Origin of the sequence: Streptosporangium sp. NPDC049644 (genome assembly GCF_040675205.1) — a bacterium.
GTDB classification, from domain to species: Bacteria; Actinomycetota; Actinomycetes; order Streptosporangiales; family Streptosporangiaceae; genus Streptosporangium; species Streptosporangium fukuiense.
Genome location: NZ_JBFAOJ010000028.1, coordinates 73,717 through 96,932, shown reverse-complemented (window position 1 = coordinate 96,932; position 23,216 = coordinate 73,717). Strand labels below are relative to the sequence as shown.

Here is a 23,216-nt window from a genome sequence, read left to right as displayed (position 1 = left end):
GGTGACGGACCCGGCGCGCCGGGTCCGTCACCGGCTGCGCCCGTAATCCGGCACATGCTGGCAGATCCACCATGTCCAGTCGAGTGCGCGGGAGCGGTCAGACCGTCAGCGCGTCCAGCAAGGACTGCAGCCGGGCGGTCTCGCGGTCGGGATGGACGAGGGTGAAGATGCTGCGGCTGATGTTCAGCCACGGCACGTCGACGACCACGATGTCCGGGCCGTGCCCGCGCAGCGCGAGGTCGGGGACGAGCGCGGCGCCCATCCCCGCTCCGATCATGGCTATGGTGATCTTGAAGTCGTCAGAGTGGCAGGCCACCCGGGGGTGCAGGCCCCAGTGGGCGAACAGGCCTTCGAAGAGGGAGGCGTCGCTGGTCGCCGGGTGGTGCATGATCCACGGCAGGTCGACGAGGTGCTCGACCCGGTAGGGCGCCAGGTCGGGCCAGCTGCGCGGCAGGACGAGCTTGTAGCGGTCCTCGGCGATCCAGCGCCGGCCCAGTGCCGACGGCCATGACAGGCCGGAGTTCCCCACCTGGTAGATGATCGCCGCGTCCATCTCGCCGCCGGCGCCCAGGCGTGGGATGAGCTGGGAGGACTCGGCGACGGAGACCCTGATGCCGGCGCGCTCCTCGGGCTCCATCCGCCGCAGGACTCCGGTCAGCACGTCGGCGAAGCTGGGGAAGATGCCCAGGCGGATCTGCCGCTCACTGTTCCTGTGTACGGCCTGGACGGTGGCGACCATGCGCTCGATGTCGATGAGTACGGTCTCCGCCTGCCTGGCCAGCACCTCGGCGGCGCTGGTGGGCAGCACGCTGTGGGCGGAGCGGGCGAACAGCTTCACGCCGATCTCCCGCTCCAGCGAGGCCATCTGCTGGGAGACGGCCGATGAGGTGTAGCCGAGCCGGTTGGCGGCGGCGGCGAAGGACCCCAGCTGAACGACTTCACGGAGAGTGCGCAGGTGTTCCGGCTTCAGCATAAGGGTTCCTTGTGCTCAGGGTTGCTAAATGTCGTGTTTATAGCGCTTCCGACATCTTTCTGCCACTCCTACAGTGATGGTCACCGTCAACCGAGCCCTAGAGAGTCACATGAGCATCCGCGTATACCGCAACGCCGCCATCCGCACAGGAGACAGCGGCAACCCGTTGGCCCGGGCCATGGCCGTGGACGGCGAGCGGCTGCTGGCCGTCGGCGAAGAGGCGGAGGTACGCGAGGCCGCGGGCCGGGGAGCGGAGCTGATCGACCTGGAGGGCGCCGCCGTGCTCCCAGGGCTCTACGACGCCCACATCCACACCGCGCAGTACGCCCAGAGCCTGGACGCGGTGGACCTGCGCGACGTGCGCTCCCTGCACGAAGCGCTGACCATGGTGGCCGCGCACGCGGCGCGGCTGCGACCGGGCGCCTGGCTGTTCGGCGGCCGGTGGAACAGCAACACCTGGGATCCGCCGGCGCAGCCGGACAGGTACGCGCTGGACTCGGTCTGCCCCGAGCTGCCGGTCGCGCTGCCCAGCGTCGACGGCCACACGGTGTGGGCCAATTCCGCCGCCCTGCGGCTGGCCGGCATCGACGCCACCACCCCCGACCCGGTGGGCGGTGAGATCGTCAGGGACGCGAGCGGGGAGCCCACCGGAATCCTGCGCGAGTCGGCCTCCTACCCGCTGCGCAACCTCATGGTCTCCGCCGACCTGCGCGACCAGCTCCGCGCCGCCCAGGAGGAACTGCTCGCACTCGGTCTGACCAGCGTGCACGACATCGACGGCGAGGACTGTCGGGCCGCCTACCTGGAGCTGCGCGAGGCCGGTGAGCTGAAGCTGCGCGTGCACAAGGCGATCCCGATGATCCACCTGGAGGCGGCCATCGCCGAGGGGCGCCGCACCGGGCAGGGCGACGACTGGTTCCGCACCGGGCCCGTGAAGATCTTCAGTGACGGGGCGCTGGGCTCGCACACCTGCCACATGGGCGAGTCCTTCGCCGGCGAGCAGGGCAACGTGGGCATCGCGGTCACGCCGTACGAGGACCTGGTCAAGCTGTTCGGCACGGCCGCCGGGGCCGGCATCGCGGTGGCCACGCACGCCATCGGGGACCAGGCCAACCACCTGGTCATCGACGCCTACGAGGCCGTCGGCCGTACGGCGGGGCTGCGGCACCGCATCGAGCACGCCCAGCACCTGCGGACCGGCGACCTGACCAGGATGGCCAGGTTGGGCATCGCCGCCTCGATGCAGCCCGTGCACTGCACCAGCGACATCGACCTGGTCGACTCCCTGCTGGCCGGGCACGAGCTGGCCTCCTACGCCTGGCGTGGGATGCTGAACGTCGGCGTCGCGCTGGCCTTCGGCTCAGATGCCCCGGTCGAGCACCCCAACCCCTTCGCCGCGCTGTACGCCGCGGTGACCCGTACCCGCACCGACGGCACGCCCGCCGGTGGCTGGCAGCCCGAGCAGCGGCTGAGCATGGGCGAGGCCCTCACCGCCCACACCCTCGGCGCGGCCTACGCCGCGGGCGAGGAGGACCGCAAGGGCGTCCTCGCTCCCGGCAAGCTCGCCGACTTCATCGCGGTGGACACCGACCCCTTCGTGGAGTCGCCAGACGCGGTGCTGCGCACCAAGGTCATGACCACTGTCGTCGGCGGCGAAGTCCGCTGGCAGCACTCCTGAAGGAGCACCCCCTTGAACACCCGGATTCTCACCACGCTCGCCGCCGGCGCACTGCTGGCCGCCACCACGGCCTGCGGCGCCCAGTCCCTGGACGGCGGCCCGTCCGACGCGGCGGCCGCGGCGCCGGACGTCGTCCTCGACCCGGCTCCCACCGAGGAGAAGGCGGCCGACGTCATCAACGCCATTACCCCCGACAAGGACCTCGCCGCCAAGGCTCCGGCGAACGTGAAGTCCGCCGGCCTGAAGGTCGTCTCCTCCATGGGCTACCCGCCGATGGAGATGTTCGCCAGTGACGGCAAGACGGCGATCGGTTTCGACCCCGCCCTGACCAGGGCCATCGCCAGGAAGCTCGGCGTCAACGTGACCATCACCGACGAGGAGTTCAACTCGCAGATCCCCGGGGTGCTCACCGGTCGCTACGACTTCGTCATCTCCTCGATGACCGACAACCCCGAGCGGCAGGGACAGGTCACCTTCGTCGACTACGTGCAGGCGGGCTCGGCGCTGCTGGTCAAGAAGGGCAACCCGGCCGGCATCGCCGGGCCGGCGGACATCTGCGGCAAGACCGTCTCCGTCGTCGACAACGGCTCCTCGATGGAGCTGGCCGAGAACTACGACGCCGACTGCAAGAAGGACGGCAAGGCCGCGGTGAACATCCTGAAGTTCCCCGGCGACACGGAGGCCATGCTCCAGGTGCGCAACGGTCGCGCGCAGGCCACCGTCACCGACTACGTGGTGGCCGCCTACAAGTCCGCAGATCCCAAGCTCGCCATGGAGGCGATCGCCCTCGAAGGCACCGAGAGCCCGTGGGGCATCGGGATGAAGCCGGACAACAAGGAGCTCATCGAGTCCGTCAGGGGTGCGCTGGACGCGCTCATCCAGAGCGGGGAGTACGGCAAGCTGCTCGCGGCGTGGAACCTCGACAAGCTGGCCGTCCAGTCCGCTGTGATCAACGGCGGTAAGTGACCGTGCGGACCGAACCGATCACCGACGCGTCGGGCAGGCCGATCCCCGTCGCGCGGACCTGGCACTGGGGCCGCTGGCTGGCCGCGGCGGTCGCACTGGCGGTCGCGGCCCAGCTGGCCTACCTCATCGTGGCCAACCCGAACCTGGACTGGGGCAAGGTCGCCGAGTACGTGTTCCACGAGCGGATCCTGAGCGGGGTCTGGGTGACCATCGAGATCTCGGTCCTGGCCACGGTCCTCGGGCTGATCCTGGGCGTGCTGGTCGCGATCATGCGGCTGGCGCACAACCCGGTGCTGAGCGGGCTGGCCACGTTCTACATCTGGTTCTTCCGTGGCACGCCGGTGCTGGTGCAGCTCATCTTCTGGTACAACCTGGCATTCCTGTTCCCCGAGCTGGTGCTCAAGATCCCGTTCACCATGATCGGCGTCAAGTGGGACACCAACGAGGTGATGACCGGCTTCACCGCGTCCATGCTGGGGCTGGGGCTGAACCTGGCGGCCTACTTCGCCGAGACCGTGCGCGCCGGGATCCAGGCCGTCGACAACGGCCAGACAGAGGCGGCGTACGCGCTGGGCATGACCCCGGCCAAGCGGATGCGGGTCATCGTGCTGCCCCAGGCGCTGCGCATCATCATCCCGCCCACCGGCAACGAGTTCATCTCCATGCTGAAGACCACCTCGCTGGTCTACGTGGTCGCCGGGCACGACCTGATGACCAATGCCAGCCAGATCTACAAGGTGAACAATCTGATCATGGAGCTGCTGATCGTGGCGAGCCTTTGGTACATGCTCATGACCGCCGTGGCGACCTTCCTGCAGGGCAGACTGGAACGCCGCTTCGGCTCCGAGGCCGTACGGCTGGTGCGCGGCGGCGGCCTGGCCGCCAGGATCCTGCCGAAGGCGGCCGCATGAACGCGCCGGACAAGCAGGTCGTACGGGCCTCGGGCGTCCGGATGAGCTACGGCGAGGTGCAGGTGCTCAACGGCGTGGACCTCACCGTGGCCGCCGGCGAGGTGAGCTGCGTCATCGGCCCGTCGGGCTCGGGCAAGTCCACGTTCCTGCGGTGCATCAACGGACTGGAGCCGGTGCTCGACGGCAGCCTGCGGGTGCTCGACCAGGAGGTCGGCCACACCCTGCGCGGCGGCAGGTACCACCCCTGGACGCCCAAGGAGTTCGCCGCCTTCCGCAGGAACATCGGCATGGTGTTCCAGCGCTTCAACCTGTTCGCCCACCACAGCGCGCTGGAGAACGTCGCCTGCGGCCCCGTCCACGTCCTGGGCACCCCGGCGGACCGGGCACGGGTGCTGGCCATGGAGCACCTGGAGCGGGTTGGCCTGGCCGACCACGCGCACAAGCGGCCCCACCAGCTCTCCGGTGGCCAGCAGCAGCGGGTGGCCATCGCCAGGGCGCTGGCGATGAACCCGGCGCTGATGCTGTTCGACGAGCCCACCTCCGCCCTGGACCCGGAGCTGGTCGACGAGGTGCTGGAGGTCATGAAGGGCCTGGCCGCCGAGGGGATGACGATGGTCGTGGTGACCCACGAGATCGCCTTCGCCCGGGAGGTCGGCGACTGGCTGACCTTCTTCGCCGACGGCGTGGTCGTCGAGCGGGGCCGGCCCCGCGAACTCCTGGCCAACCCGGGTCACGAACGGACCAGGGCCTTCCTGTCCAGCGTGCTCCACCCGAAGGAGCGCCAGGAGCTACGGTAGTGCTCCGTCAGATGGCCGGGGCGGCCGTCGACGCGCGGTGCCCCTCCCCCGGCTGCCGGAGCCGGTCCCAGTCGCACCCGCTGAGTGGCACGGACTGCACCGGAACACTTCGGCGGCGCTCGCCGGCCCACCCCTACGAGACCGACATCCTGGCGCTGGACTTCGACCACCTCGTCGTACCGCTCGCCACCAACACGGCGAGCCGGCACTCGCTGCTCTACGCGATGCCGGAGGGGGCGGCGGAGGAACTCGAACTGAGCCGCGACGACATCGGCGGCGCGCTGTACGCGCGTCCGGGCAACCGGATCGGACTCGTCATGTTCGACGCGGTGCCCGGGGGAGCGGGCAGCGTGCTCCGCATCGCCCGGGCCCTGGACGGAGTCGTGAAGGCGGCTCATGCCAGGGTGTCCAGCTACGACTCGGATATCGCGCCAGTCGACAGCCATGTGAAGCGGCTCAACCTCGCTGACGGCGTGTGGGCCGACGCGAAAGGCGACAGCCGTGACCTGGCTGTCCGCGACGTCGATGTGCCGACCGTGCTGCTGAAAAGCCACCTCGGACTCGTTTCCGAGCCGGCGGCCATGATGAGGGCCGGCGAGGAGTCGGAGGCGATCGCCGATAAGCTCAGGGTCCCCTCGACTGAAGTGGCGGCACGCCCAGCTCGTCGGGGTTCGGGAGGGCCGGCTCGCGGTGGCTCCTGCGTACGTGATCCACCAGGGCGTTACGCGCGATCGTGAGCAGCCACGCCGCCGCGTTCTCCCCCCCCGCCAGCCGGGCAGTGCCCTGGTCGTCTTGATGAACGTCTCCTGCGCCAGGTCCTCGGCGAGATGCGGATCACGGGTCCTGCGCAGGAGGAACCCGCACACGAGCGGCCAGTGCTCGCGGTACAGCTCCTCGATGATGTCGCCCCCCGAGCGGTTTCGATTGTTCGGAAGGCAGAGCCGATCGGCCAAGGACATCCCGCGAGAATTCCCAGAACGACTCCTAGGGCCAGGGTGTTTCGATCCCGCCACCTTCGCCGGAGCAAGGCCGCCACGGCCACCATGGGCACGGGCAGCGCGAAGGCCAGCACGACGACTTCGGCATCCCACAGCACCTGCATGATGTCCACGCCGACAGAGCCCAGATAGCCGATGCCAAGGCCCTGCGACAAGGGGAGGATCCCGATTCCGTCGATGACGTGGAAGCCGTAGTAGAAGAGACCGGTGCTCGCGATGGCGTCGCTGCTGTCGTTCACCGTCTCCGAAACCATTGCCTCCAAGCTAAGAATCTGGCGTACCTCGCCCAATGGGCATGCTCGGCGCGGCAGGTCCTCGGGCGCGTAGCGGGCCAGCACTCGCAGCGCGCGGACCGCCAGGGGTCGGTCTGCTCGATCTGTGGGCACGTCAGCGCCCACACCCGGGCCACCGCCCCGTCGGCGCCCGGGACGCCTTCAGCGTTATCTAGCGGGGAACCCCGGGCGTTCACGCCCGGGAGGAATCGCTTCCCGGTCCTGGGGTTGTGAACGTCCGGTCGTTGGTCCGGGCGCTCCTGGTTTTCGATGTATTTTTTGATAAGGCTCAAAAGGGCGCCGCCGCAGGAGGCGGCGACGTAGGACGGAGACCGCAAGCGGCCGCCCCGCAGATACCTGTGGACAGCGGGATACTCCTTGCGCAGCAGGCGGGCCGAGACGCCCTTGAGGGAATCGACCAGGGCCGCAAGGACGACCTTGGGCGGGCAGCCGACGAGCAGGCGGACATGGTCGCGCTCGCCGTTGAACTCAACAAGCCGCATACCTCGATCATGATTTCTTCGCGGCGACGCGGCGGTTCGCCGGTGAAGACCCCGCACCGATACCCGGGTGTGAAGACCGAATGCGCGTGCAGCGTGCGGACAACGGTTCGGCCCCGGCGCAGGTCGGATTCCTATCACGGTGACATGGGCCAAAGGATAGTTTGGGCGTTGTGAAGCTGGTGGTGCAGGTGAGACTCCTGCCGACGCCTGAGCAGGCGGCGGCGCTGGAGGCGACCTTGTGCGTGGTCAACGCCGCGGCCACCTGGGCCTCAGCGCTCGCCCACCACCGGCGGGTGTTTCGTAACTACGACCTGCGCCGGCACACTTATGGGCAGATCAAGGACGACTACCGGCTGGCGGCCCAAGCCGCGCAGCATGTCATCAAGAAGGTCGCCGACGCCTACGCCACGCTGCACGCCAATGTCCGCAACGGCAACGTGGGCAGGCCCGGCTCCGCGCGGCGCGAGCGGGCCCTGGCCAAACCGATCGTCTTTCGTCCCGGTGCGGCCCAGCCGTTCGACGACCGCTGCCTGTCCTGGCAGATGGACGCGCGCACAGTGTCGATCTGGACCACGCGCGGGCGGATGAAGAGCGTGGCGTTCACCGCCTCGGCCGAGCAACTCCAGACGTTGGCCGTCTACCGCAAGGGCGAATCGGACCTGCTGTACCGCGACGGCATGTGGTTCTTGATCGCCACCTGTGACATTCCCGACCGGCCGGTCGCCGCCCCGGATGGATTCCTGGGGGTGGATCTGGGGATCGCGAACATCGCGACCACCAGTGGCGGGGTTCGCCACAGCGGCAAGGCCCTGAACGCGGTCCGCCACCGCCACCGCGAGCTGCGCCGCCGCCTGCAGGCGAAGCAGACCAAATCCGCCAAACGGCTGCTGAAGCGGCGTCGCCGGGCCGAGGCCCGGTTCGCCGCGAACACCAACCACACCATCGCCAAGCAGATCGTGACCGAGGCTGCACGCACCGGGCAAGGCATCGCCCTGGAAGATCTCCAGGGCATCCGTGACCGGGTACGGCTCCGCAAGCCCCAGCGGGTCACACTGCACTCGTGGAGCTTCCACCAGCTCGGCTCCTTCATCGCCTACAAGGCCGCCCGCCAGGGCGTCGCCGTGATTCACGTCGATCCGGCCCACACCTCGCAGGCCTGCTCATCGTGCGGGCACGTGGACAAGAGGAACCGGCCCGGCCAGGCGACCTTCTCCTGCACGTCGTGCGGCTTCGCTGAGCACGCCGACGTCAACGCGGCCCGCAACATCGCCTCGCGCGGGGTGGCGGGCTGGGCAGTGAGTCACGCTGCCGACGACGCGGCCTGAACCGTCGAACCCATCGACGGCGAGGAGCTGCAAGCTCGGTCGTTCACGGCCGAGAAGCTGACTTTGAGCCTCTTCCTCGACGCGCCCGGGAACACGACGACCAGGTGCTGCTCCTCTCCTGCATTGACCCGCACGTAGACACGGAGCCGGTAGCGGCCCTTTCCCGCGATCGCCAGGTTCGGCATCGGGGCGCCCGCGCCCACCTCTCCGCCCTCGCCCATCTCCGGCACGGTGAGCCGGCCGCTGCGGCTGACGATCGGCACCTCGTTGACCTGGTCCCACCCGGTCATCCGCCGTGGTGGCGCGGTGCGGAGGGCCTTCACGGTAAGGCACAGATCAATGACGTCCGCGACGTGCCCGACGAGCACCGCGCTGCCGGCCACCCCGATGAGGGTGCGGTCGTCGTAGAGCTTGTCTATCGCCCGTTCCGCCGCCTCGCCGACCGCTTCGTCTCCGGGGTCGTGGACCAGATAGCCGTGATCGCCGTCGGCGAACAGGAAGTATTTGGCCGTGGCCTGGACGACACCCTTCGTCCGGGGCCACGGGTCGCGGCACCTCGCGTTCTCCTCGGCGATGTAGGCGGTGTTCGCCGCCTCCGTCTCCGCGGTCGACCGCAGCAGTTCGGGATGGGTCGCGCCGACGATCTCCGGGCAGACGTAGACGAGGTCCCACGGGTCCGCGCCCCAGGCGGGCCGCGCGCTCCCGGCCCGCGTCAGAATCGCCTCCTGCTCGTCGCGGTCCTTCGCACGGCACAGCGCCCGCCCGTACGCGAGGACTCCCTGGTCCGACAGGCTGTCCGGGAACATGGGCGGGACCCCGCCATCTGTGTTCCGCGCCCGGCACAGGAACGCGGCGTCGCGTTCCGCGGGTTTCAGGTCGCCGAAGCTGGGCCGGTCATAGCAGTCCATCGACCAGCCGGTGTAGGTGAGGTGCGGGGTCTGCTCCGGGTGGACCAGTGCGATGATCGGCAGTACGGCCACGGCCGCCACCGCCACGCGGGGCACGCGCCGCCGCGCGGGTGGAAGGTCCGCCGGGCGGCCCTCAACGGGCAGTTCACGGGCGGTCGCCGCGATCCACACGGTGCCGACGAGCCCGACCGCGTCCATTGTGACCAGCATCGCCAGACTGCCGCTGGAGATCCTCGCGAGGAGAATGTTGAGCGGGATCGTCAGCGCGTAGACGCCCACCGACAACCACCCGGCGACCTGCGTGCCGAGGCTCCACCGGCCGTCGCGCCGCTGCCCGACGACCGTGATGACGGTCGCCGCCACTCCGCCCAGCATCAGGCCCAGTGCGACGATGTCGCCCGACCCGAGCTCAGGGAGGTCGAGTTCGTCGAGCAGTTCGTCGGCCATTCCGGCCAGCTCGACCGCGAACATCGCTCCGGCCGCGGCGCGCAGCATGCGGGATCGCCAGCGGATGACGAACAGGTAGAGGACGTCGATCGCGGTCCACAGCGCGAGCTGGAACGCCGCGTCGACCGCGTCGGGAAGCAGCGCGATCGGGTACCACAGCACGAGGGCGTACGCCACCGCCAGGTACAGCAGCCGGCGCAGTGCCTTCTCCCGGCGGTTCAGCGGTCCGGGCGCGGGGGCACGCAGGATCAGCCACAGGAGCGCGGCCTTCACCGGGGCGGCCACGAGCAGCGTCACAGTCGTCGGGGTGTCGAACCCGCCGGGCGCGTAGAAGCCCGCATAGGCCGGCGGCGACCATTCGACGGCCACCCAGAGCCAGGCGTCGCCGAGCACCAGGCCCGCGACCGCCGCCGCAAGAACCAGACCTACTAATCCAATCCTGATAATCCGCCAGAAATTATCCGAAAGCACGATGCGCGATCTTAGCGCGGCACCGCCGTACCGGCGGACACGGCGGAACGAGCGGTCCCGCCCCGCCGATCAGAGGATACGGAGTATTCGGCGAGAAATATCCTCATATATCCGTTAATGTTATTCATGTCTGCTTCGACATCGAGCCGCTCACCGACCCCGAGTACGCCGCCGACGCCTCGGACACCGCCGATCTGCTGTTCTTCTGAATATCATTCACTTTTAGCCGACGAAATCACTCATTAGTTGGAACGCGAGCCGTGGTCCGGCCGATCAACCTATGCGTCTCCTCGGAAGATCCCGGGGATTCACGACATCTCTGGAAGGCGGGCGGTTTTGAGCAGGCGGACGATCATCGGAGCCCGCTACGAGCTGGACCCCCTGTCGCGTCGCTCGGGAGGAATGGGCGAGGTCTGGTTCGGCTACGACAAGCGCCTCGACCGGCCGATCGCCATCAAGTTCATCAGGGCCGACAAACTGCCCGACGGCCGGAGCGACGAGGAACTGACCAGACGCTTCGTGCGCGAGTCACGGATCACCGCCCGGCTTGAGCACCCGGGGGTTCCCACGGTCTACGACTGCGGATCGCACGGCGACGACCTCTACCTCGTCATGCAGCTCGTCAACGGCGCCTCCGTCTCCGCGCTCCTCGACGAGACGGAGGTGCCCGTCGGCTGGGCGGTGGCGATCGCCGCCCAGGTCTGCTCGGTGCTGGCCGTGGCCCACGCCAACTCGCTGGTACACCGCGACCTCAAGCCCGCCAACCTGATGCTCAGCCCCGACGGCACGGTGAAGGTGCTCGACTTCGGGATCGCCGCCGTCCGGGCCGGCGCGGAGACGACCCGGCTCACCAGAACGGGCGAGGTGCTCGGCACACCGGCGTACATGGCACCGGAGCAGGCCACGACCGGAGTCGCCGGCCCGCAGAGCGACCTCTACTCCCTCGGCGTGATCCTGGACGAGATGCTCGCCGGCGAGAACCAGTTCGCCGCCCCCACCGCGCTGGCCTCGATGCGCAACCACACGGACGTCCCGCCCCGGCCGCTACGCGCCAGAAGGCAGGGCATCCCCGAAGGTCTGGAGCGGCTGGTCCTGTGGCTGCTCGCCAAGTCGCCCGAGGAACGGCCGGCCACCGCGGAGGTGGTCTACGAGCGGCTGCTGGACTTCTGCCGCGAGCTGCCGCCCTTTCCCGGTTACGTGAACCTGGACGCGCCGCACCCGGTGCGCATGTACGCCGCGGTCGTCGGACGCGTCGCTCCCCTGGGAGCGAACCGGAACCGCCGGCCCGCCGATCCGGTACGGCCGCCGCGGATCAGGCTCGCCGGAGAATCTGCGCAGATCGGACGCGATGACTTCGAACGCGCCCGTAGGGATGCCAGGAAGCTCAAGGTGGAATCGCGCTTCACCCAGGCGGCGGACGTGCTGGCGGAGGTGATGCGTCCCGCCGAGGGCTCGTTCGGCTCGGCCAGCTCCGAGGTGGTGGACCTGCGGATCGAGCTCGCCGAGGCGCTCTTCCTCGGCGGGGACTACCGCCGGGCGGCGCCCGAGTTCCATCGGCTGGCGGCCGATGTCGCCAGGGTGGAGGGGCCGGGCAACAATCTCGCACTGCGATGCCGGTTGATGGAGGCGAACTGCCACGCGGCGGTCGGGGAGATGAGTCTCGCCCTGAAGCAGTTCCGTGAGCTCCTGGCCGACGAGAGGCGATTCGGCGCCGACGAGGAGCGGATCTTCGAACTCCGGCGTCAGATCGGGCTGGTGGAACTCGGCTCGGGCGACCGGGCCCAGGCCAGACGCACGCTGGAGGACCTGCTGGGCGACCTGGAGCGGAGATACGGTCCGCAGCACGCCGAAGCCGGTAAGGTCCGCGCGATCCTCGAAGGCCTCGACGATCGATGACGCCCCCGCGAGGTCGCGTCCACAGCCGTGCCGTACGGCCTCGTTTCAGCGGCCTCTGGTCGCTCGCGGGGAAAGTGCTGTGCCCGGCTCAGTCGAAGACGGAGACGCGGGTGCGGTGGTGTCGTGGTGTGTCGATCTCGTCGATCACCGCCACCGCGAGGTCCGCGTAGGACAGGTGCGCCGATGCCGCCTGTGGCACGCTCTCTCCCCCGATCCGGTAGCGGCCGGTTCTGGGGCCCGTCGATTCCAGCAGCGCGGGCGGGGTCAGCATGAGCCAGTCGACCGCGGTGTCCCCAGCCTCGCGGAGCCGGTCCAGACCGGCCGTGTGCGCGATGGCGAACGGCCGGATCTCAGCGGGGAAGACCGAGGGGTCGTCCATCACCGGACGCCCGTGGGCGTCGCGGAGGTTCGCGAACAGCCCGACCAGGACGAGCCTGGGCACGCGCGCTTCGGCCAGGCCGTGCAGCAGGGCGTCGGCCGCCTTCACGAAGAACCGCGGGTCGAGGTCGGCGAAGCCCTGCTCCGGGCCGGAGAACGGGCTCACCGCCTGAACCGCGGCGTCATGGCCGAGCGCGATCGAGGAGATCGCCGATGCGTCCGTGACGTCGCCCCGCACCACGCGGACGCCGTCCGCCTGAATGCCGGGGTACCTGTCCGGATCCCGGACCACTGCCGTGACGCGATGTCCGCGCTCACGTGCCTCGGCCGTGACCGCCCGTCCCGCCCGGCCCCCTGCCCCGAAGATGACGATGTCGCTCATGTCGCTCCAATCCGGCCGCGTAGGTCGCCGCCGGACAGGACGGTATCTGGGAGATACTGGTTACCTCAAAGATACTGGGATAGCCTCGCGTCCATGATCGAACCCCTGGACCCGCAGATGTTCGACCCCGTGTGCCCGTCCAGCGCCATGCCGATACAGATCGGCGACAAGTGGACCGCGATGGTCGTGCTCTGTCTCGAAGGCGGCCGGCGGCGGTTCACCGAACTGCGGGGACCGCTGCGCGGCGTCACCCCGAAAGTGCTCACCCAGACCTTGCGGGCGATGGAACGCGACGGTCTGGTCACCCGCACTGCGTACGACGAGAACCCGCCCCGGGTCGAGTACGAGTTGACGACGCTGGGGCGCAGCCTGCTGACCCTCATCGCGGCCGCACGCGCCTGGAGCGGGGAGCACCTCCCCGCCCTCCTCGAAGCCCGCGACGCGCACGACTCCGCGCCCGGCCCACCACCGCTGAGACAGGCGTAGAGGGGGATCAGCGGTCTCGTTCCGGTAGCCGCAACCACAGATCCGGTGGGCCGACGACGGCCCGCGCGTCGGGCAGCCGCAGTCCCGCTGCGGCACAGCAATAGGCCACGGACTCCCCCTGGTAAAGGTACTCGGCGAGAATCTCATCGGCCGTCAGGTGTCCACCGGCGTCGCCGCCGCCGGGATGCGTGTCCGAGTCCTCGAGGACGCCGTCGCGGCTCACGGCCCCCTGGTTTCCGCTCTTGGGGTTGGCGCCCATGCTGTGGCAGACGGTTCCCACCGACAGCGGCAGGGTCACTTCGGGCGTGTAGGGGACGTATCCCCACGGCTGGGTGACGACGCATCCGCCGGGAACGTCGGTGACCCCGACGATCCCCAGACTGCCGTCGAAGTCGGACCACGGATCGTCCAGGGTCGCCTCGACGTCGGCGTCGTCGGCCGGCCGGGCCGCCAACCGCCGAGCGGCCTCGGCCGCGCTGATGTTCGCCACGCACGCCACGCTCAAGCCTTCTTCGTCGAATTCCCCCAGCGCGGCGATCAGGCGTCGCGCCTCCGCGACCGTCGCGGCCTCGACGGGGGACAGGCCGGGGTACCCGGCGGGGATCGGGAACAGGCCGGACGCCGGACCGGCGAGGGCGAGCCGTCCAGGAGACCAGCCGGCCATCATGGGCCGCCACGGGTCCGCTCCGGCGGCGACCAGGGCGCGGGCGTTGTCCAGGCGGTGGGCGAAGACGGCCACCCACAGGGCGGTCCGGTCGTCGAACTCGGCGTCGACGTCGTCGACGTGACCGGCCAGCTCGGTCACCGACTCGGGCGTTCCCCACTCGGCCGCGAGGTGCAGCGGCTTTCCGTCGTAGCCGCCGAAGGCGTAGGCGCCCGAGTTCGGGTCGGCGCCCGCTTCCAGCCTGGCGCGGATCACATCGAGATCAGCCCAGCCACGCGCGCTGACGCCGAACCATCCCGCCGCCCCGGAACCGGTCATGACGCTCCTCGAATCGGCGTGCAACGGGCAGGGCGATTATGCCGTATCCGAACTGTCCGCCGTTTCGCCTCGGCCCTCTGCCGAGCGGGCAGAGGGCCGAGGTCAGGTTCAACTCCCGGTTCTCACCGGGAACGGTTCTCCGTCGCCTCCACTGGTGGCTCCTGTTCCGCGGGCCACTGACGAGCTTGCCGGAACAGCGACCATTGGCCGACCCGGTTCGTTCTGTTGGATCGAGGTCAGTCGTCCCACCACTTGCTTCCGCCGGGTCCGGTCTTGTTGCCGTTGGTCGCGCACTGGGTGATGCCGTCGACATTGACGCACACGCGCATCCACTTCCCCTTGTGGTGGGAGAAGTAGGTCCGGGCAGGTGGTGCGACCGTCGAGGATGGCCGGCATCGCCCATTCCGTGACCGGGGCCGGTTCATCCGGACGTACCGATGGTGAGACGGGCCCCGCGGTGGCGGGAAATAAGGAAGAAGAAGGGGATATGTCGGTGCTAGCCTTCCGGGGTCGGCCGCGGGACTTCGGTGCGACTTCCGGGACCCGCCTTTGAAGCGATGATTCGCAGCTCGTGCCCCCATTCCCCGGCCGGCCCCGTACACCATCCCGGAGGCGGAGATCGAGACCAGTGCGGATCTGATCGCCGCCGAGGACGTCCTGCTGTTCGTGAACGCGGCGATCACCGCCACCGGCCAGCGTGAGTTCCACTCCGGGGCGGAGCAGCAGAGCCTCTCGCTGGACTTCCTGCACGAGTACCTGCTGGGCAACTACCGCGACCTGTACGCGGCCACCCTCGCCCTGGACGTCAACGACCACAACGCCGTACTGATCGCTCGAAACCTGCTGGTCACGGCGGGGGAGGCGGACCTGGGGCAGCGTCGGGCCGAGGGGCGCCTGATCGCCCGGCGACTGGCCCTGCTGCCACCGCCCCGGGTGTACCGGCTCTTTCGCGAGCTGCGCCGCGCCAGGGTCAACAACCGGCGGACCAGGGCGATCATGCGGGACTGGCTGGCCGCCCGTCCCGACTTCGCGTTCGACGCGGTGAAGTACCGCGGCGCCGTCAGGGACGCCGTCCGCCATGCCCACCTGAGCCCGGCCGGGGAGCTGGGGCCGTTCCTGTTCACCCCGCACCGGCCGGCCGCCTACACCACACCGATCCTGGAGACCTGGCGGCGGGCCCACTACGAGCAGGCCGCGCTGTACAGGCTGCCCTACACGGTGGCGGAGGGGTTCGCGGCGAAGCACCGCATCGCCCGCGCCACCTTCCTGGAGCGCATCGCGCCCCGGCTCACCCGGCTGGAGCGGCTGCGCCTGCAGGAGTCGGCGCGCGGCCTGAAGGTCGACGCGGTGCGGGCCGACCTCACCACGATGCCGCTGACCCGGCTGGCGTCGTACGTGCTCGCCCTCTCGCTGGATGATCGCGTGCGCCGCCGCGCCGAGCTGACGGCGGCGCTGCGCGCGGCCGCCCGCCGGACCGCGGGCGATCAGGCCGGGAGCTGGGGCGCGGTGGCCGCCGTCCTCGACGACAGCTTCTCCGCGTACGGCTCGGGGCACAAGCGCCGCCGTCCGCTCGCCGTCGCGCTCGCCTGCCATTTCCTGCTGGAGGCGCTGGCCGCCGAGTACACGCCGCTGTGGCTGTCGGGTCGTACGGACGCGCTGCTCGTCCATCCGTACGGGGCGACGCCGCTCGGCGAGCGCATCCTGGACGGCCTCGAACACGGCTTTGAACGCGAACCCGGGCGCCTCGTCATCGTCTCCGACGGATGGGACAACTCACCGCCGGGGCTCGCGGGAGAGGTGCTGCGGATCTGGCGCACCCGGCTCGACCCGGACCACGGCTGCGCCGTCGTGCACCTCAACCCGGTGTACGACGCCGCCGACTTCGACGTACGGCGGCTGGCGCCCACCGTCCCGACCGCCGGGATTCGGGACGCCGAGAACCTGGTCGCCCTGGTGGAGCTGGCCCGGTTCGCGGAGGGGCGCACCGGGATCTTCGAGCTCCGTGCCCACCTGGCGCGCCGCGTCGAGGGGTTCCTGCGGGAGGACGCATGACAGATCTCGCCCTCACCGGGCTCACCACCCGCCCCGCGCAGGTCTGGGGTGGCGTACGGCTCGTCCCGCTGGTCCGCGAGGAGCCGATCGAGGACCTGCGGCTCGACGCCCGCCTCTACGACGCGGAGTCCGGCGTCGTCGAGGTGGACCCGCGGACCGAGTACCTCTCCTACACTCCGCACGGGTTCGTGGCGAGCTGGACGCGTGACGGCACCTCCGCCGCGGCGTACGGAACCCAGCTGCGCGGGCCGGCCGAGCGTGACCGCACGCCCAGCCGGATGCCGCTGCGGTTCCACCGCCGGATGGCTCGCCGAGCCGACCGGAACCGGCTGCGCTTCCTGCCGCCCTTCGAACGTCGGCGGGAGAACCACATCGGCGAGCTCGTCACCGACGGCGCCGGCCGGCTCGCGTACCTCAAGACGTTCCGTCTGTCGGAGAACCAGGTCCGCCGCGGTCATCTGCTGACCCGGCTCGCCGCGGCCGGCTGGAACCTGGCCGACGCCGCCGTCGCGCTCGGCGTGACCGAGGCGCAACTCGGCCTGCGCATCGAGGCCGCGGGCTTCGGTCACCTCCTCCGCCAGGACGTCCTCGACCACTACCGGGCTCAGGTCCGCCGCGCTGGTCGGTGACCGCCCGGGATCGGCACCGGCGTGCCGGGGCGGCGTCGCCGGCGCGGGTCAGTACCGCGCGGCGGAGGGCGGGACCTTGGCCGGGGCGGAGCGGAGTTCCTCCTCCAGGGCGTCGACGAGCGCCCTGGCCGCCTGGCGTAGTCGTACGCGGCGGGCGGTGAGGTCTTCGGTGAACGTCCGGGCCTTCGGGCCCACCCAGGTCCGCCGGCCGGTGAGCCGGCCGTGGGCCGGGTCGAGGGCGGTCTCCAGGATGGCGACCCGTGCCCTGACCTTCGTCAACGTCTGTTCCAGCAGTTGACGCCGCGGGTTGGGCACCAGGTCCTCCGGGCGAGAATTCATCTCATCCCTCTCGGACGCCGATACATCGGACGAACTATTGAACATTATCGCCCGGCCTGCTGGGCCGGGTTCCAGAGGTTCCTTCGCTCGGTATCCGACAGTGGTCCGTGCGGCGGGCCCGAGCCGCGCGGCGGAGTCGATGCCTGACCCGGGGCGCGGCCCGATGTGACAGGGAATGCGCATGGGGTGGCGTATTCGCAGTCCAGGGGCGTGACGGCGGGGCAGTGTCGATTCCCGGCCCCCTCGTTCGACGCGTCAGCGAGGCCGGGTGAGACCGGCGGACCGAGTACGGCGACGGATCCCCGTCGCACCAGAGAGGAATCCCAATGACCGCCGTCCAGTCCGGCACCGTCGTCCCCGTCATCCCCGCGACGCGCGCCCTGCTCACCTGCTCCGTCGCCGCCACGACCCTCTTCGCGGTCGTGTCGCTGGCCCAGGCCTTCACCCGCGAGGGCTTCGACCTGACGCGTCACCCCCTGAGCATGCTGAGCACCGGCGATCTGGGCTGGCTGCAGATCGCCAACTTCCTGGTCAGCGGTGCTCTGACGATCGCGGGCGCGATCGGCCTGCGCCGGGTGCTGCGCGGCACGCCCGGCGGCACCTGGGCGCCCAGGCTGATCCTGGTCAACGGCGTCGCGATGGCCGCCGCCGGGGTGTTCGTGATGGACCCGGGCGACGGCTTCCCGGCAGGCACCCCGCTGGGCCAGACGGGTACGTTGAGCGGGAGCGGTCTCATGCACATGGTCGCCGGATCCATCGCGTTCACCGCGCTCATCGCCGCCTGCTTCGTGCTGGGCCGCCACTTCTCCCGCGCCGGCCGCCCCGGCTTCGCCGCCGCCTCGCGGCTCAGCGGCCTGGTCTTCGCCCTCGGCGACATCTGGGCGATGTCGGGCGGCCAGGCGGGATCGCTGACCCTGGCCATCGGCGCGATCACCGCGATGGTGTGGGTCGCCGTAGTGGCGGCGGACCGGTTGGCTTCGCTCCGCTAGAGACACGCCACGGGCCGTGTCCCCGCGCACCGCGAGGGGACACGGCCCGTTCTGCTCCGTGGGACCTGCCGACCCTCGGCGCCCGCGTGAGCCACGGAGGTCGTCCGTTGGACCGTCATGCGGCCGCCGTCAGCCGTACGGGCCGAGCAGCCGAGCGCTCTCGCGTACGCCCTCGATCATCAGGTCGCGGTGTGCGCGGAAGTAGCCGAGCGGGGCCGAGGCGGCGACGGCGCCGACCACGCCCGCCGAGGCGTCGAGGACGGGAACGGCGACGCAGGCGAGGTCGGGACGGAACTCCTCGACCTCCTGGGCCACGCCCGTCGCCCTGACCCGGTCCAGTTCCTCCTCGAAGTCTTCCATCCGGGTGATCGTGCTGCTGGTGAGGCGGCGCAGCCCGAACTCGGCGAGGTAGGTCCGGCGGGCGGGCAGGTGCGCGAGGAGCACCTTTCCGAACGCCGTCGCGTGCGCCGCCTCGTGGAAGCCCACGTCCAGCGGCTGCACGCGCGGCGTCTCGGGCGAGTCGACCACCTCCGCGACCACGAGGTGGGCGTCCCGCAGCACGCTGTAGTAGACGGCGGTGCCGCAGACCCGGTGGGCGTGCTGGAGCGCCTCCGACACCAGCGGCGTGTTGCCGAGCTGGTCGCGGAGACGCTGATTCAGCGACGTGAGCTTGTAGCCCAGGCCGTAGCCCCGGGAGTTGGGCAGCCGGACCAGGTAACCCTCGTGGATGAGCGTGTTCAGCAGGTGGTACGTGGTGGACAGCTTGAAACCGCAGCGCCGCGCCACGGCCTTGGCGGTGACACCGTCACCGGCCGACGCCACCACCTCCAGTACGTGCAACGCGCGCTGGACCGAGGAGAGAAGCCCCTGACTCTCAGCCGGTTGCGACACGGAGGACCTTCATGAACTCGCGCATCCACGCCGGGTGGTCGGGCCAGGCCCGCCCGGTCACCAGGTTTCCGTCCACATGGGCCTCGCTGTCGATCCAGGTCGCGCCCGCCACCTCGACGTCCGGGGCGCAGGCCGGATAGGCGCTGCTCTCCCGGCCCTTCAGCACACCCGCGGCCGCCAGCAGGATCGGCCCGTGGCAGAGCGCCGCGATCGGCTTGCCGGCCCCGGCGAAATGCCTGACGATCTCCAGGCAGTCACGGTCGTTGCGGATGTACTCGGGCGCCCGGCCGCCGGGGATGACCAGCGCCGCGTACCGCTCCGGGTCGACGTCCGCGAACGCGAGGTCGGAGGGCCAGGTGTGCCCCGGCTTCTCGGTGTAGGTGTCGAAGCCGTCGACGAAGTCGTGCACCACGAACTGGAGCTTCTTGGCGCTCGGCGCGGCGATGTCCACCTCGTACCCCTCTTCGAGCAGCCGCTGGTAGGGATACATCACCTCCAGGTCCTCCGCCGCGTCACCTGTGACGATCAGCACCTTGGCCATCGCGTAACACCTCCGTAATCAGTCTCCTCCGATCCTTACCATGCGCGGGTGCGGGGTCAACGCCAGAGATTCCACGGGCCGGAAAAACGGACATTCCCTGGTCCGCTCCACAGTGAGGGGCCGGCCTTTGTCCGGACAGGCGGCTTGTGGGCGTCATCCTGCCCCCGGCGCAGTGATCCGCAAACGTCTCACAAGTGGGTTCCTCCATGCTCGGTTCCCGAGAAAGGAGGGGCGGATGCGGGTTCGGGTTCCGGGGCGTGCTGTCATGTGCCTGCTAGCGGCGTCCCTGTGCGAGCTGGTGGTCGCGGCGGTCAGCCTCGTTCTTCTGTTCGTCCTCAAGGCGGAGCTGGAAGGACAGCGGAGGATCGGAGACGGGACGAGCTTCCACACCGAGTTCGCGCTGGGCAGGGCCGAGACTCTCCTGTGGTTGTGCGCCGCGGCCGGGGCGATCACGCTGGCCTTGGCGGCCCTGGCGTGGTGGCGGGGCGGGACCGTCGCGATACGGACCGTCATGGCGGTGACCGTCGTGCCGTACACGGTGTTCTGCTACGGCCTCTGGTGGGGGTCGCTGCTGAGGGCCAGGGAAGTCCTGGGCTGGCACTCGTACCTGGCCGCCTGGCTGCTGAACCTTGCCTGGCTCCTCTGTCTCGCGGGGACGATCCTGCTCTTCTTCACCGGACCGAACGCCCGCCGGACATGAGCGGCGCCGCTCCCTCGGGAGGCTCGCGCGGTGGCGCACCGATCCGCAAGCGCCTCACAAGTGGGTTCCTCCATGCTCGGCTCCTGAGAAAGGAGGGGCGGATGCGGGTTCGGGTTCCGGGACGCGCTGTCATGTGCCTGCTGGCGGCGTCCCTGTGCGAGCTGGTGGTCGCGGGAGTCAGCCTCGCCCTCCTGCCCGGCCTTGAGGCGGAGCTGGAGATGGAGAGGAAGGCCGGCGGTTCCCTCGGGTGGGAGATGCTCGCGCTGAGCAAGGCCCAGACCCTCCTGTGGCTCCATACCGCGGCCGGCGTGGTCACGCCGGCCCTGGCAGCGCTGGTGGCCCTGGCGTGGCGGCGGGGCGGGGCCGCCGGGGCGCGGACCGTCATGGCGGTGGGCCTCGTGCCGTACACAGCGCTCTGTTACCACCTCGGATGGGAGGCCATGGACATGGCCGGATCAGCCGGGGGCCTGGCCAGATACTCGTACGAGTACCTGGCCTTCTCGCTGGCGAACACGGCCTGGCTCCTCTACCTCGCGGGGACGATCCTGCTGTTCTCCTCCGGAGCGAACACTCACCAGGCCGACCGGCGCTCCGTCCCTCTTTGAAAGGCAAGGCCGGGCACCCGGTGGCGCGGACCGGTCCTCAGCCGCAGGAGGCGGTGGAGGGCAGGTTCTGCAGGTACTGGTTCCGCCGTGCCGGGGTGATCGGTTCACCGGTGTTGACGCACAGCCGGCGGAGCAGTTCCGATGGCCGCACCGTCCACAGCCGGACCGCGCCGTCACTCCCGGCCGAGGCCAGGGTGGCGCCGTCCGGGCTGAAGGTCAGCACGGAGACCGTCTCGGCACCAATTGAAGACGATGCCGACCTCGTGCGGGTCGGGGTCGCCGTCGGAGGTCTCGCACCAGGTGAAGCGCGGAGGACATCTCGTACCCGCTCGACATCGAGGACGCGCCGAGGGTCAGGGCGGTGACATGCTCTGGATGCCGATGACGGCGAGCAGCCTCAGCCTGTCGGCGGCCTCGCTGCCGGGGGCGGCGGTGTAGGCGACGATGCGGAGATCGCTGCCGTGCACGGTGAGCACGTCGCAGTCGAGCGTGAGCGGGCCGAGCTCGGGATGGTCGACGGTCTTGGTGTCCGACTCGTGGACGCCGACGACGTGCGCGTCCCACAGTTCCGCGAAGCGGGGGCTGAGGTTCCGCAGGTCGTTGACGAGCGATCTCAGGTCGGCGTCGGCGGGATAGCGGGCGGTCGCCGATCTGAGGTCGGCGACCGTGGCAGCCTCGAACCGGGCCTCCTGCTCGGCGGTGTGGCTGACGCGACCGGACCCGCCGGAGAAGTGGCGCCAGAGCAGGTTGCGGTCGCGTCCGCGCAGCACGGACGGGTCCCCGAAGAGCGCGGCCCACAGCGGGTTCCACCTGAGCAGGGTCCAGGCGGCGTCGTGGACGCTGACCGGGGTGCCGTCCAGCTGGTCGAGCAGCCGCTGCACCCCCGGCGTGATGTGGGCCGACATCTGCCCGGTGGTGGGCGGCGGCCGGCCGGCCAGCAGGAACAGGTGCTGCCGCTCCGTCCCGGACAGCCGCAGGGCCCGCGCCAGTGCGGTGAGGATCTGCGCGGACGGGGAGGAGGCCCGGCCCTGTTCGAGGCGGGTGATGTAGTCGGCCGACACCCCCGCGAGCATCGCCAGCTCCTCGCGCCTCAGCCCGGCCGCCCGGCGCGGGCCGCCGGCCGGTAGGCCGACCGTGGCCGGGCCGACCCGGTCCCGCCAGTGCCGAAGCGCGGCACCCAGCTCTCCGTTCCCGGTCATTCATCCAGTATGCGATGGTTCTCCGGCCACTGCCTGGTACCGCCTGTACCAGGCAGGTTTCCCGTCCGGGGTGGCGTCCGCTGCCTGGTACCGCCGTTCCCAGGAAGCGCGAGGTACTGCCTGTGCGGTTCCGCGCCGACGACAGTGGTGGGCATGACAACCACACTGATCACCGGAGCGAACAAGGGTCTCGGCTTCGAGACCGCCCGCCGCCTGATCGCGGCGGGACACACCGTCTACGTCGGGGCGCGCGACGACCTGCGCGGGAAGGAGGCGGTGGAGAGGCTCAACGCTCACGGCGGAGCGGGCGAGGCCCGCCCGCTGCCGATCGACGTCACCGACGACGACTCCGTCCGGGCCGCCGCCGCGGTCGTCCGTGAGCAGGCCGGCCACCTCGACGTCCTCGTCAACAACGCGGGTATCGCCGGACCGCGCAAGCCGGTCGGCGAGGTCACCGGCTCCGACGCCAGGACCGTCTACGAGACCAACGTCTTCGGCGCCGTGCGCGTCACGCACGCGTTCCTGCCGCTGCTCGAAGCCGGTGACGCTCCCGTCATCGTGAACGTCGGCAGCGGTCTGGGCTCGCTGGCGGTGACCACCGACCCCACCCGCTTCGAGTCGAAGATACCCGCCCTGGTCTACTGCTCCTCCAAGGCCGCGCTCAACATGATCACCGTGCAGTACGCCAAGGCGTACCCAAAGATCAGGATCAACGTGGTGGACCCCGGCTACACCGCCACCGACCTCAACGGCCACAACGGTGTGCAGACCGTCGAACAGGGCACGGAGATCATCGTGCGGATGGCCATGGTCGGCGCCGACGGTCCCACCGGCGGCTACTTCGACGCGGCAGGACCCGTCCCCTGGTGACAGCCGCTCCGCCCCGGTCGGCCCCACC

At 70.2% G+C, this 23,216-nt stretch carries 23 protein-coding genes and 2 pseudogenes; 14 read left to right on the top strand and 11 right to left on the bottom strand.

The window, feature by feature from the left end; all coding sequences use genetic code 11:
• Window positions 1-97: 97 nt before the first annotated feature.
• Entirely contained in the window at window positions 98-973 is an 876-nt protein-coding gene (locus AB0J58_RS18450; RefSeq protein ID WP_364216995.1) for a LysR family transcriptional regulator, read from the bottom strand.
• Window positions 974-1,082: 109 nt separating this feature from the next.
• On the opposite strand from AB0J58_RS18450, the gene AB0J58_RS18445 reads away from it, so the two are divergent.
• Genes AB0J58_RS18445 through AB0J58_RS18425 form a run of 5 tightly spaced genes read left to right on the top strand, consistent with a single transcriptional unit; the run spans window position 1,083 to window position 6,062 of the window.
• A complete protein-coding gene (locus tag AB0J58_RS18445) occupies window positions 1,083-2,651 on the top strand; it encodes an amidohydrolase (protein WP_364216992.1) in 1,569 nt (522 codons plus the stop codon).
• A 12-nt stretch (window positions 2,652-2,663) separates the two neighbouring features.
• Complete coding sequence (locus AB0J58_RS18440) at window positions 2,664-3,617, top strand: ABC transporter substrate-binding protein (RefSeq protein WP_364216989.1); 954 nt, start codon at window positions 2,664-2,666, stop codon at window positions 3,615-3,617.
• Complete coding sequence (locus AB0J58_RS18435; RefSeq protein WP_364216986.1) at window positions 3,614-4,528, top strand: amino acid ABC transporter permease; 915 nt, start codon at window positions 3,614-3,616, stop codon at window positions 4,526-4,528. Before AB0J58_RS18440 ends, AB0J58_RS18435 begins: the two co-directional genes overlap by 4 nt.
• Window positions 4,525-5,325, top strand: coding sequence for an amino acid ABC transporter ATP-binding protein (locus AB0J58_RS18430; protein ID WP_364216983.1), 801 nt, complete (start codon window positions 4,525-4,527; stop codon window positions 5,323-5,325). The genes AB0J58_RS18435 and AB0J58_RS18430 overlap by 4 nt, the downstream gene beginning before the upstream one ends.
• Window positions 5,325-6,062 carry a DUF1998 domain-containing protein gene (locus AB0J58_RS18425; protein WP_364216980.1) on the top strand — a complete coding sequence of 246 codons (738 nt, stop codon included), beginning with the start codon at window positions 5,325-5,327 and terminating at the stop codon, window positions 6,060-6,062. The genes AB0J58_RS18430 and AB0J58_RS18425 overlap by 1 nt, the downstream gene beginning before the upstream one ends.
• Window positions 6,063-6,095: 33 nt before the next feature.
• Here the strand turns inward: AB0J58_RS18425 and AB0J58_RS18420 are convergent.
• Both AB0J58_RS18420 and tnpA read right to left on the bottom strand, forming a co-directional pair.
• Window positions 6,096-6,284 (bottom strand): annotated as a pseudogene (locus AB0J58_RS18420) (sigma factor); the annotation flags it as partial.
• Window positions 6,285-6,846: 562 nt separating this feature from the next.
• Window positions 6,847-7,220, bottom strand: a pseudogene (gene tnpA / locus AB0J58_RS18415) (IS200/IS605 family transposase); the annotation flags it as partial.
• A 39-nt stretch (window positions 7,221-7,259) separates the two neighbouring features.
• Here tnpA and AB0J58_RS18410 point away from each other — a divergent pair.
• A complete protein-coding gene (locus AB0J58_RS18410) occupies window positions 7,260-8,423 on the top strand; it encodes a transposase (RefSeq protein ID WP_364216977.1) in 1,164 nt (387 codons plus the stop codon).
• On the opposite strand, the gene AB0J58_RS18405 is transcribed toward AB0J58_RS18410, so the two are convergent.
• Window positions 8,399-10,249 (bottom strand): hypothetical protein, encoded by a 1,851-nt coding sequence (locus AB0J58_RS18405; RefSeq protein ID WP_364216974.1) that lies wholly within the window; start codon window positions 10,247-10,249, stop codon window positions 8,399-8,401. The two genes, AB0J58_RS18410 and AB0J58_RS18405, sit on opposite strands and share 25 nt — an antisense overlap.
• Before the next feature lie 336 nt (window positions 10,250-10,585).
• Between AB0J58_RS18405 and AB0J58_RS18400 the strand changes: the two genes are divergently transcribed.
• The gene (locus tag AB0J58_RS18400) at window positions 10,586-12,145 is read left to right on the top strand and encodes a serine/threonine-protein kinase (RefSeq protein ID WP_364216972.1); all 1,560 of its coding nucleotides are present in this window, start codon (window positions 10,586-10,588) and stop codon (window positions 12,143-12,145) included.
• An 88-nt stretch (window positions 12,146-12,233) separates the two neighbouring features.
• Here AB0J58_RS18400 and AB0J58_RS18395 read toward each other — a convergent pair whose 3' ends face one another.
• Window positions 12,234-12,905, bottom strand: coding sequence for an NAD(P)H-binding protein (locus AB0J58_RS18395; RefSeq protein WP_364216969.1), 672 nt, complete (start codon window positions 12,903-12,905; stop codon window positions 12,234-12,236).
• Between the two features lie 93 nt (window positions 12,906-12,998).
• Here AB0J58_RS18395 and AB0J58_RS18390 point away from each other — a divergent pair, with 93 nt between their 5' ends.
• A complete protein-coding gene (locus AB0J58_RS18390) occupies window positions 12,999-13,391 on the top strand; it encodes a helix-turn-helix domain-containing protein (RefSeq protein WP_364216966.1) in 393 nt (130 codons plus the stop codon).
• Window positions 13,392-13,398: 7 nt separating this feature from the next.
• On the opposite strand, the gene AB0J58_RS18385 is transcribed toward AB0J58_RS18390, so the two are convergent.
• Entirely contained in the window at window positions 13,399-14,373 is a 975-nt protein-coding gene (locus tag AB0J58_RS18385) for an ankyrin repeat domain-containing protein (protein ID WP_364216963.1), read from the bottom strand.
• 666 nt (window positions 14,374-15,039) lie between these two features.
• Between AB0J58_RS18385 and AB0J58_RS18380 the strand changes: the two genes are divergently transcribed.
• Complete coding sequence (locus AB0J58_RS18380; RefSeq protein WP_364216961.1) at window positions 15,040-16,425, top strand: hypothetical protein; 1,386 nt, start codon at window positions 15,040-15,042, stop codon at window positions 16,423-16,425.
• A complete protein-coding gene (locus tag AB0J58_RS18375; protein ID WP_364216958.1) occupies window positions 16,422-17,054 on the top strand; it encodes a hypothetical protein in 633 nt (210 codons plus the stop codon). Before AB0J58_RS18380 ends, AB0J58_RS18375 begins: the two co-directional genes overlap by 4 nt.
• 48 nt (window positions 17,055-17,102) lie before the next feature.
• On the opposite strand, the gene AB0J58_RS18370 is transcribed toward AB0J58_RS18375, so the two are convergent.
• Complete coding sequence (locus AB0J58_RS18370; RefSeq protein ID WP_364216955.1) at window positions 17,103-17,393, bottom strand: hypothetical protein; 291 nt, start codon at window positions 17,391-17,393, stop codon at window positions 17,103-17,105.
• 326 nt (window positions 17,394-17,719) lie between these two features.
• Between AB0J58_RS18370 and AB0J58_RS18365 the strand changes: the two genes are divergently transcribed.
• Window positions 17,720-18,382 carry a DUF998 domain-containing protein gene (locus AB0J58_RS18365; protein WP_364216952.1) on the top strand — a complete coding sequence of 221 codons (663 nt, stop codon included), beginning with the start codon at window positions 17,720-17,722 and terminating at the stop codon, window positions 18,380-18,382.
• A 129-nt stretch (window positions 18,383-18,511) separates the two neighbouring features.
• Here the strand turns inward: AB0J58_RS18365 and AB0J58_RS18360 are convergent, their stop codons facing one another.
• On the bottom strand, window positions 18,512-19,273 hold the full coding sequence (locus AB0J58_RS18360; RefSeq protein WP_364216949.1) for an IclR family transcriptional regulator: 762 nt from the start codon (window positions 19,271-19,273) through the stop codon (window positions 18,512-18,514).
• A complete protein-coding gene (locus tag AB0J58_RS18355; protein ID WP_364216946.1) occupies window positions 19,257-19,814 on the bottom strand; it encodes a DJ-1/PfpI family protein in 558 nt (185 codons plus the stop codon). Before AB0J58_RS18355 ends, AB0J58_RS18360 begins: the two co-directional genes overlap by 17 nt.
• A 235-nt stretch (window positions 19,815-20,049) precedes the next feature.
• Between AB0J58_RS18355 and AB0J58_RS18350 the strand changes: the two genes are divergently transcribed.
• Both AB0J58_RS18350 and AB0J58_RS18345 read left to right on the top strand, forming a co-directional pair.
• The gene (locus AB0J58_RS18350) at window positions 20,050-20,514 is read left to right on the top strand and encodes a hypothetical protein (protein ID WP_364216943.1); all 465 of its coding nucleotides are present in this window, start codon (window positions 20,050-20,052) and stop codon (window positions 20,512-20,514) included.
• A gap of 101 nt (window positions 20,515-20,615) precedes the next feature.
• A complete protein-coding gene (locus AB0J58_RS18345; protein ID WP_364216940.1) occupies window positions 20,616-21,119 on the top strand; it encodes a hypothetical protein in 504 nt (167 codons plus the stop codon).
• Window positions 21,120-21,156: 37 nt separating this feature from the next.
• Here AB0J58_RS18345 and AB0J58_RS18340 read toward each other — a convergent pair whose 3' ends face one another.
• Both AB0J58_RS18340 and AB0J58_RS18335 read right to left on the bottom strand, forming a co-directional pair.
• On the bottom strand, window positions 21,157-21,342 hold the full coding sequence (locus AB0J58_RS18340) for a hypothetical protein (RefSeq protein WP_364216937.1): 186 nt from the start codon (window positions 21,340-21,342) through the stop codon (window positions 21,157-21,159).
• Between the two features lie 130 nt (window positions 21,343-21,472).
• Window positions 21,473-22,318: a helix-turn-helix transcriptional regulator gene (locus AB0J58_RS18335; protein ID WP_364216934.1), complete on the bottom strand. Its 846-nt coding sequence runs from the start codon at window positions 22,316-22,318 to the stop codon at window positions 21,473-21,475.
• Window positions 22,319-22,471: 153 nt separating this feature from the next.
• On the opposite strand from AB0J58_RS18335, the gene AB0J58_RS18330 reads away from it, so the two are divergent.
• Window positions 22,472-23,188, top strand: a complete 717-nt coding sequence (locus AB0J58_RS18330) for an SDR family NAD(P)-dependent oxidoreductase (protein ID WP_364216931.1) — start codon at window positions 22,472-22,474, stop codon at window positions 23,186-23,188.
• Window positions 23,189-23,216: the final 28 nt, after the last annotated feature.

Excerpts from the sequence above, each read along its gene's own strand:
- AB0J58_RS18345 (WP_364216940.1), top strand. The coding sequence starts at position 20,616 with ATGCGGGTTCGGGTTCCGGGACGCGCTGTCATGTGCCTGCTGGCGGCG.
- AB0J58_RS18355 (WP_364216946.1), bottom strand. The coding sequence starts at position 19,814 with ATGGCCAAGGTGCTGATCGTCACAGGTGACGCGGCGGAGGACCTGGAG.
- AB0J58_RS18390 (WP_364216966.1), top strand. The coding sequence starts at position 12,999 with ATGATCGAACCCCTGGACCCGCAGATGTTCGACCCCGTGTGCCCGTCC.
- AB0J58_RS18335 (WP_364216934.1), bottom strand. The coding sequence starts at position 22,318 with ATGACCGGGAACGGAGAGCTGGGTGCCGCGCTTCGGCACTGGCGGGAC.
- AB0J58_RS18395 (WP_364216969.1), bottom strand. The coding sequence starts at position 12,905 with ATGAGCGACATCGTCATCTTCGGGGCAGGGGGCCGGGCGGGACGGGCG.
- AB0J58_RS18385 (WP_364216963.1), bottom strand. The coding sequence starts at position 14,373 with ATGACCGGTTCCGGGGCGGCGGGATGGTTCGGCGTCAGCGCGCGTGGC.
- AB0J58_RS18445 (WP_364216992.1), top strand. The coding sequence starts at position 1,083 with ATGAGCATCCGCGTATACCGCAACGCCGCCATCCGCACAGGAGACAGC.
- AB0J58_RS18430 (WP_364216983.1), top strand. The coding sequence starts at position 4,525 with ATGAACGCGCCGGACAAGCAGGTCGTACGGGCCTCGGGCGTCCGGATG.
- AB0J58_RS18450 (WP_364216995.1), bottom strand. The coding sequence starts at position 973 with ATGCTGAAGCCGGAACACCTGCGCACTCTCCGTGAAGTCGTTCAGCTG.
- AB0J58_RS18370 (WP_364216955.1), bottom strand. The coding sequence starts at position 17,393 with ATGAATTCTCGCCCGGAGGACCTGGTGCCCAACCCGCGGCGTCAACTG.
- AB0J58_RS18350 (WP_364216943.1), top strand. The coding sequence starts at position 20,050 with ATGCGGGTTCGGGTTCCGGGGCGTGCTGTCATGTGCCTGCTAGCGGCG.
- AB0J58_RS18365 (WP_364216952.1), top strand. The coding sequence starts at position 17,720 with ATGACCGCCGTCCAGTCCGGCACCGTCGTCCCCGTCATCCCCGCGACG.
- AB0J58_RS18375 (WP_364216958.1), top strand. The coding sequence starts at position 16,422 with ATGACAGATCTCGCCCTCACCGGGCTCACCACCCGCCCCGCGCAGGTC.
- AB0J58_RS18330 (WP_364216931.1), top strand. The coding sequence starts at position 22,472 with ATGACAACCACACTGATCACCGGAGCGAACAAGGGTCTCGGCTTCGAG.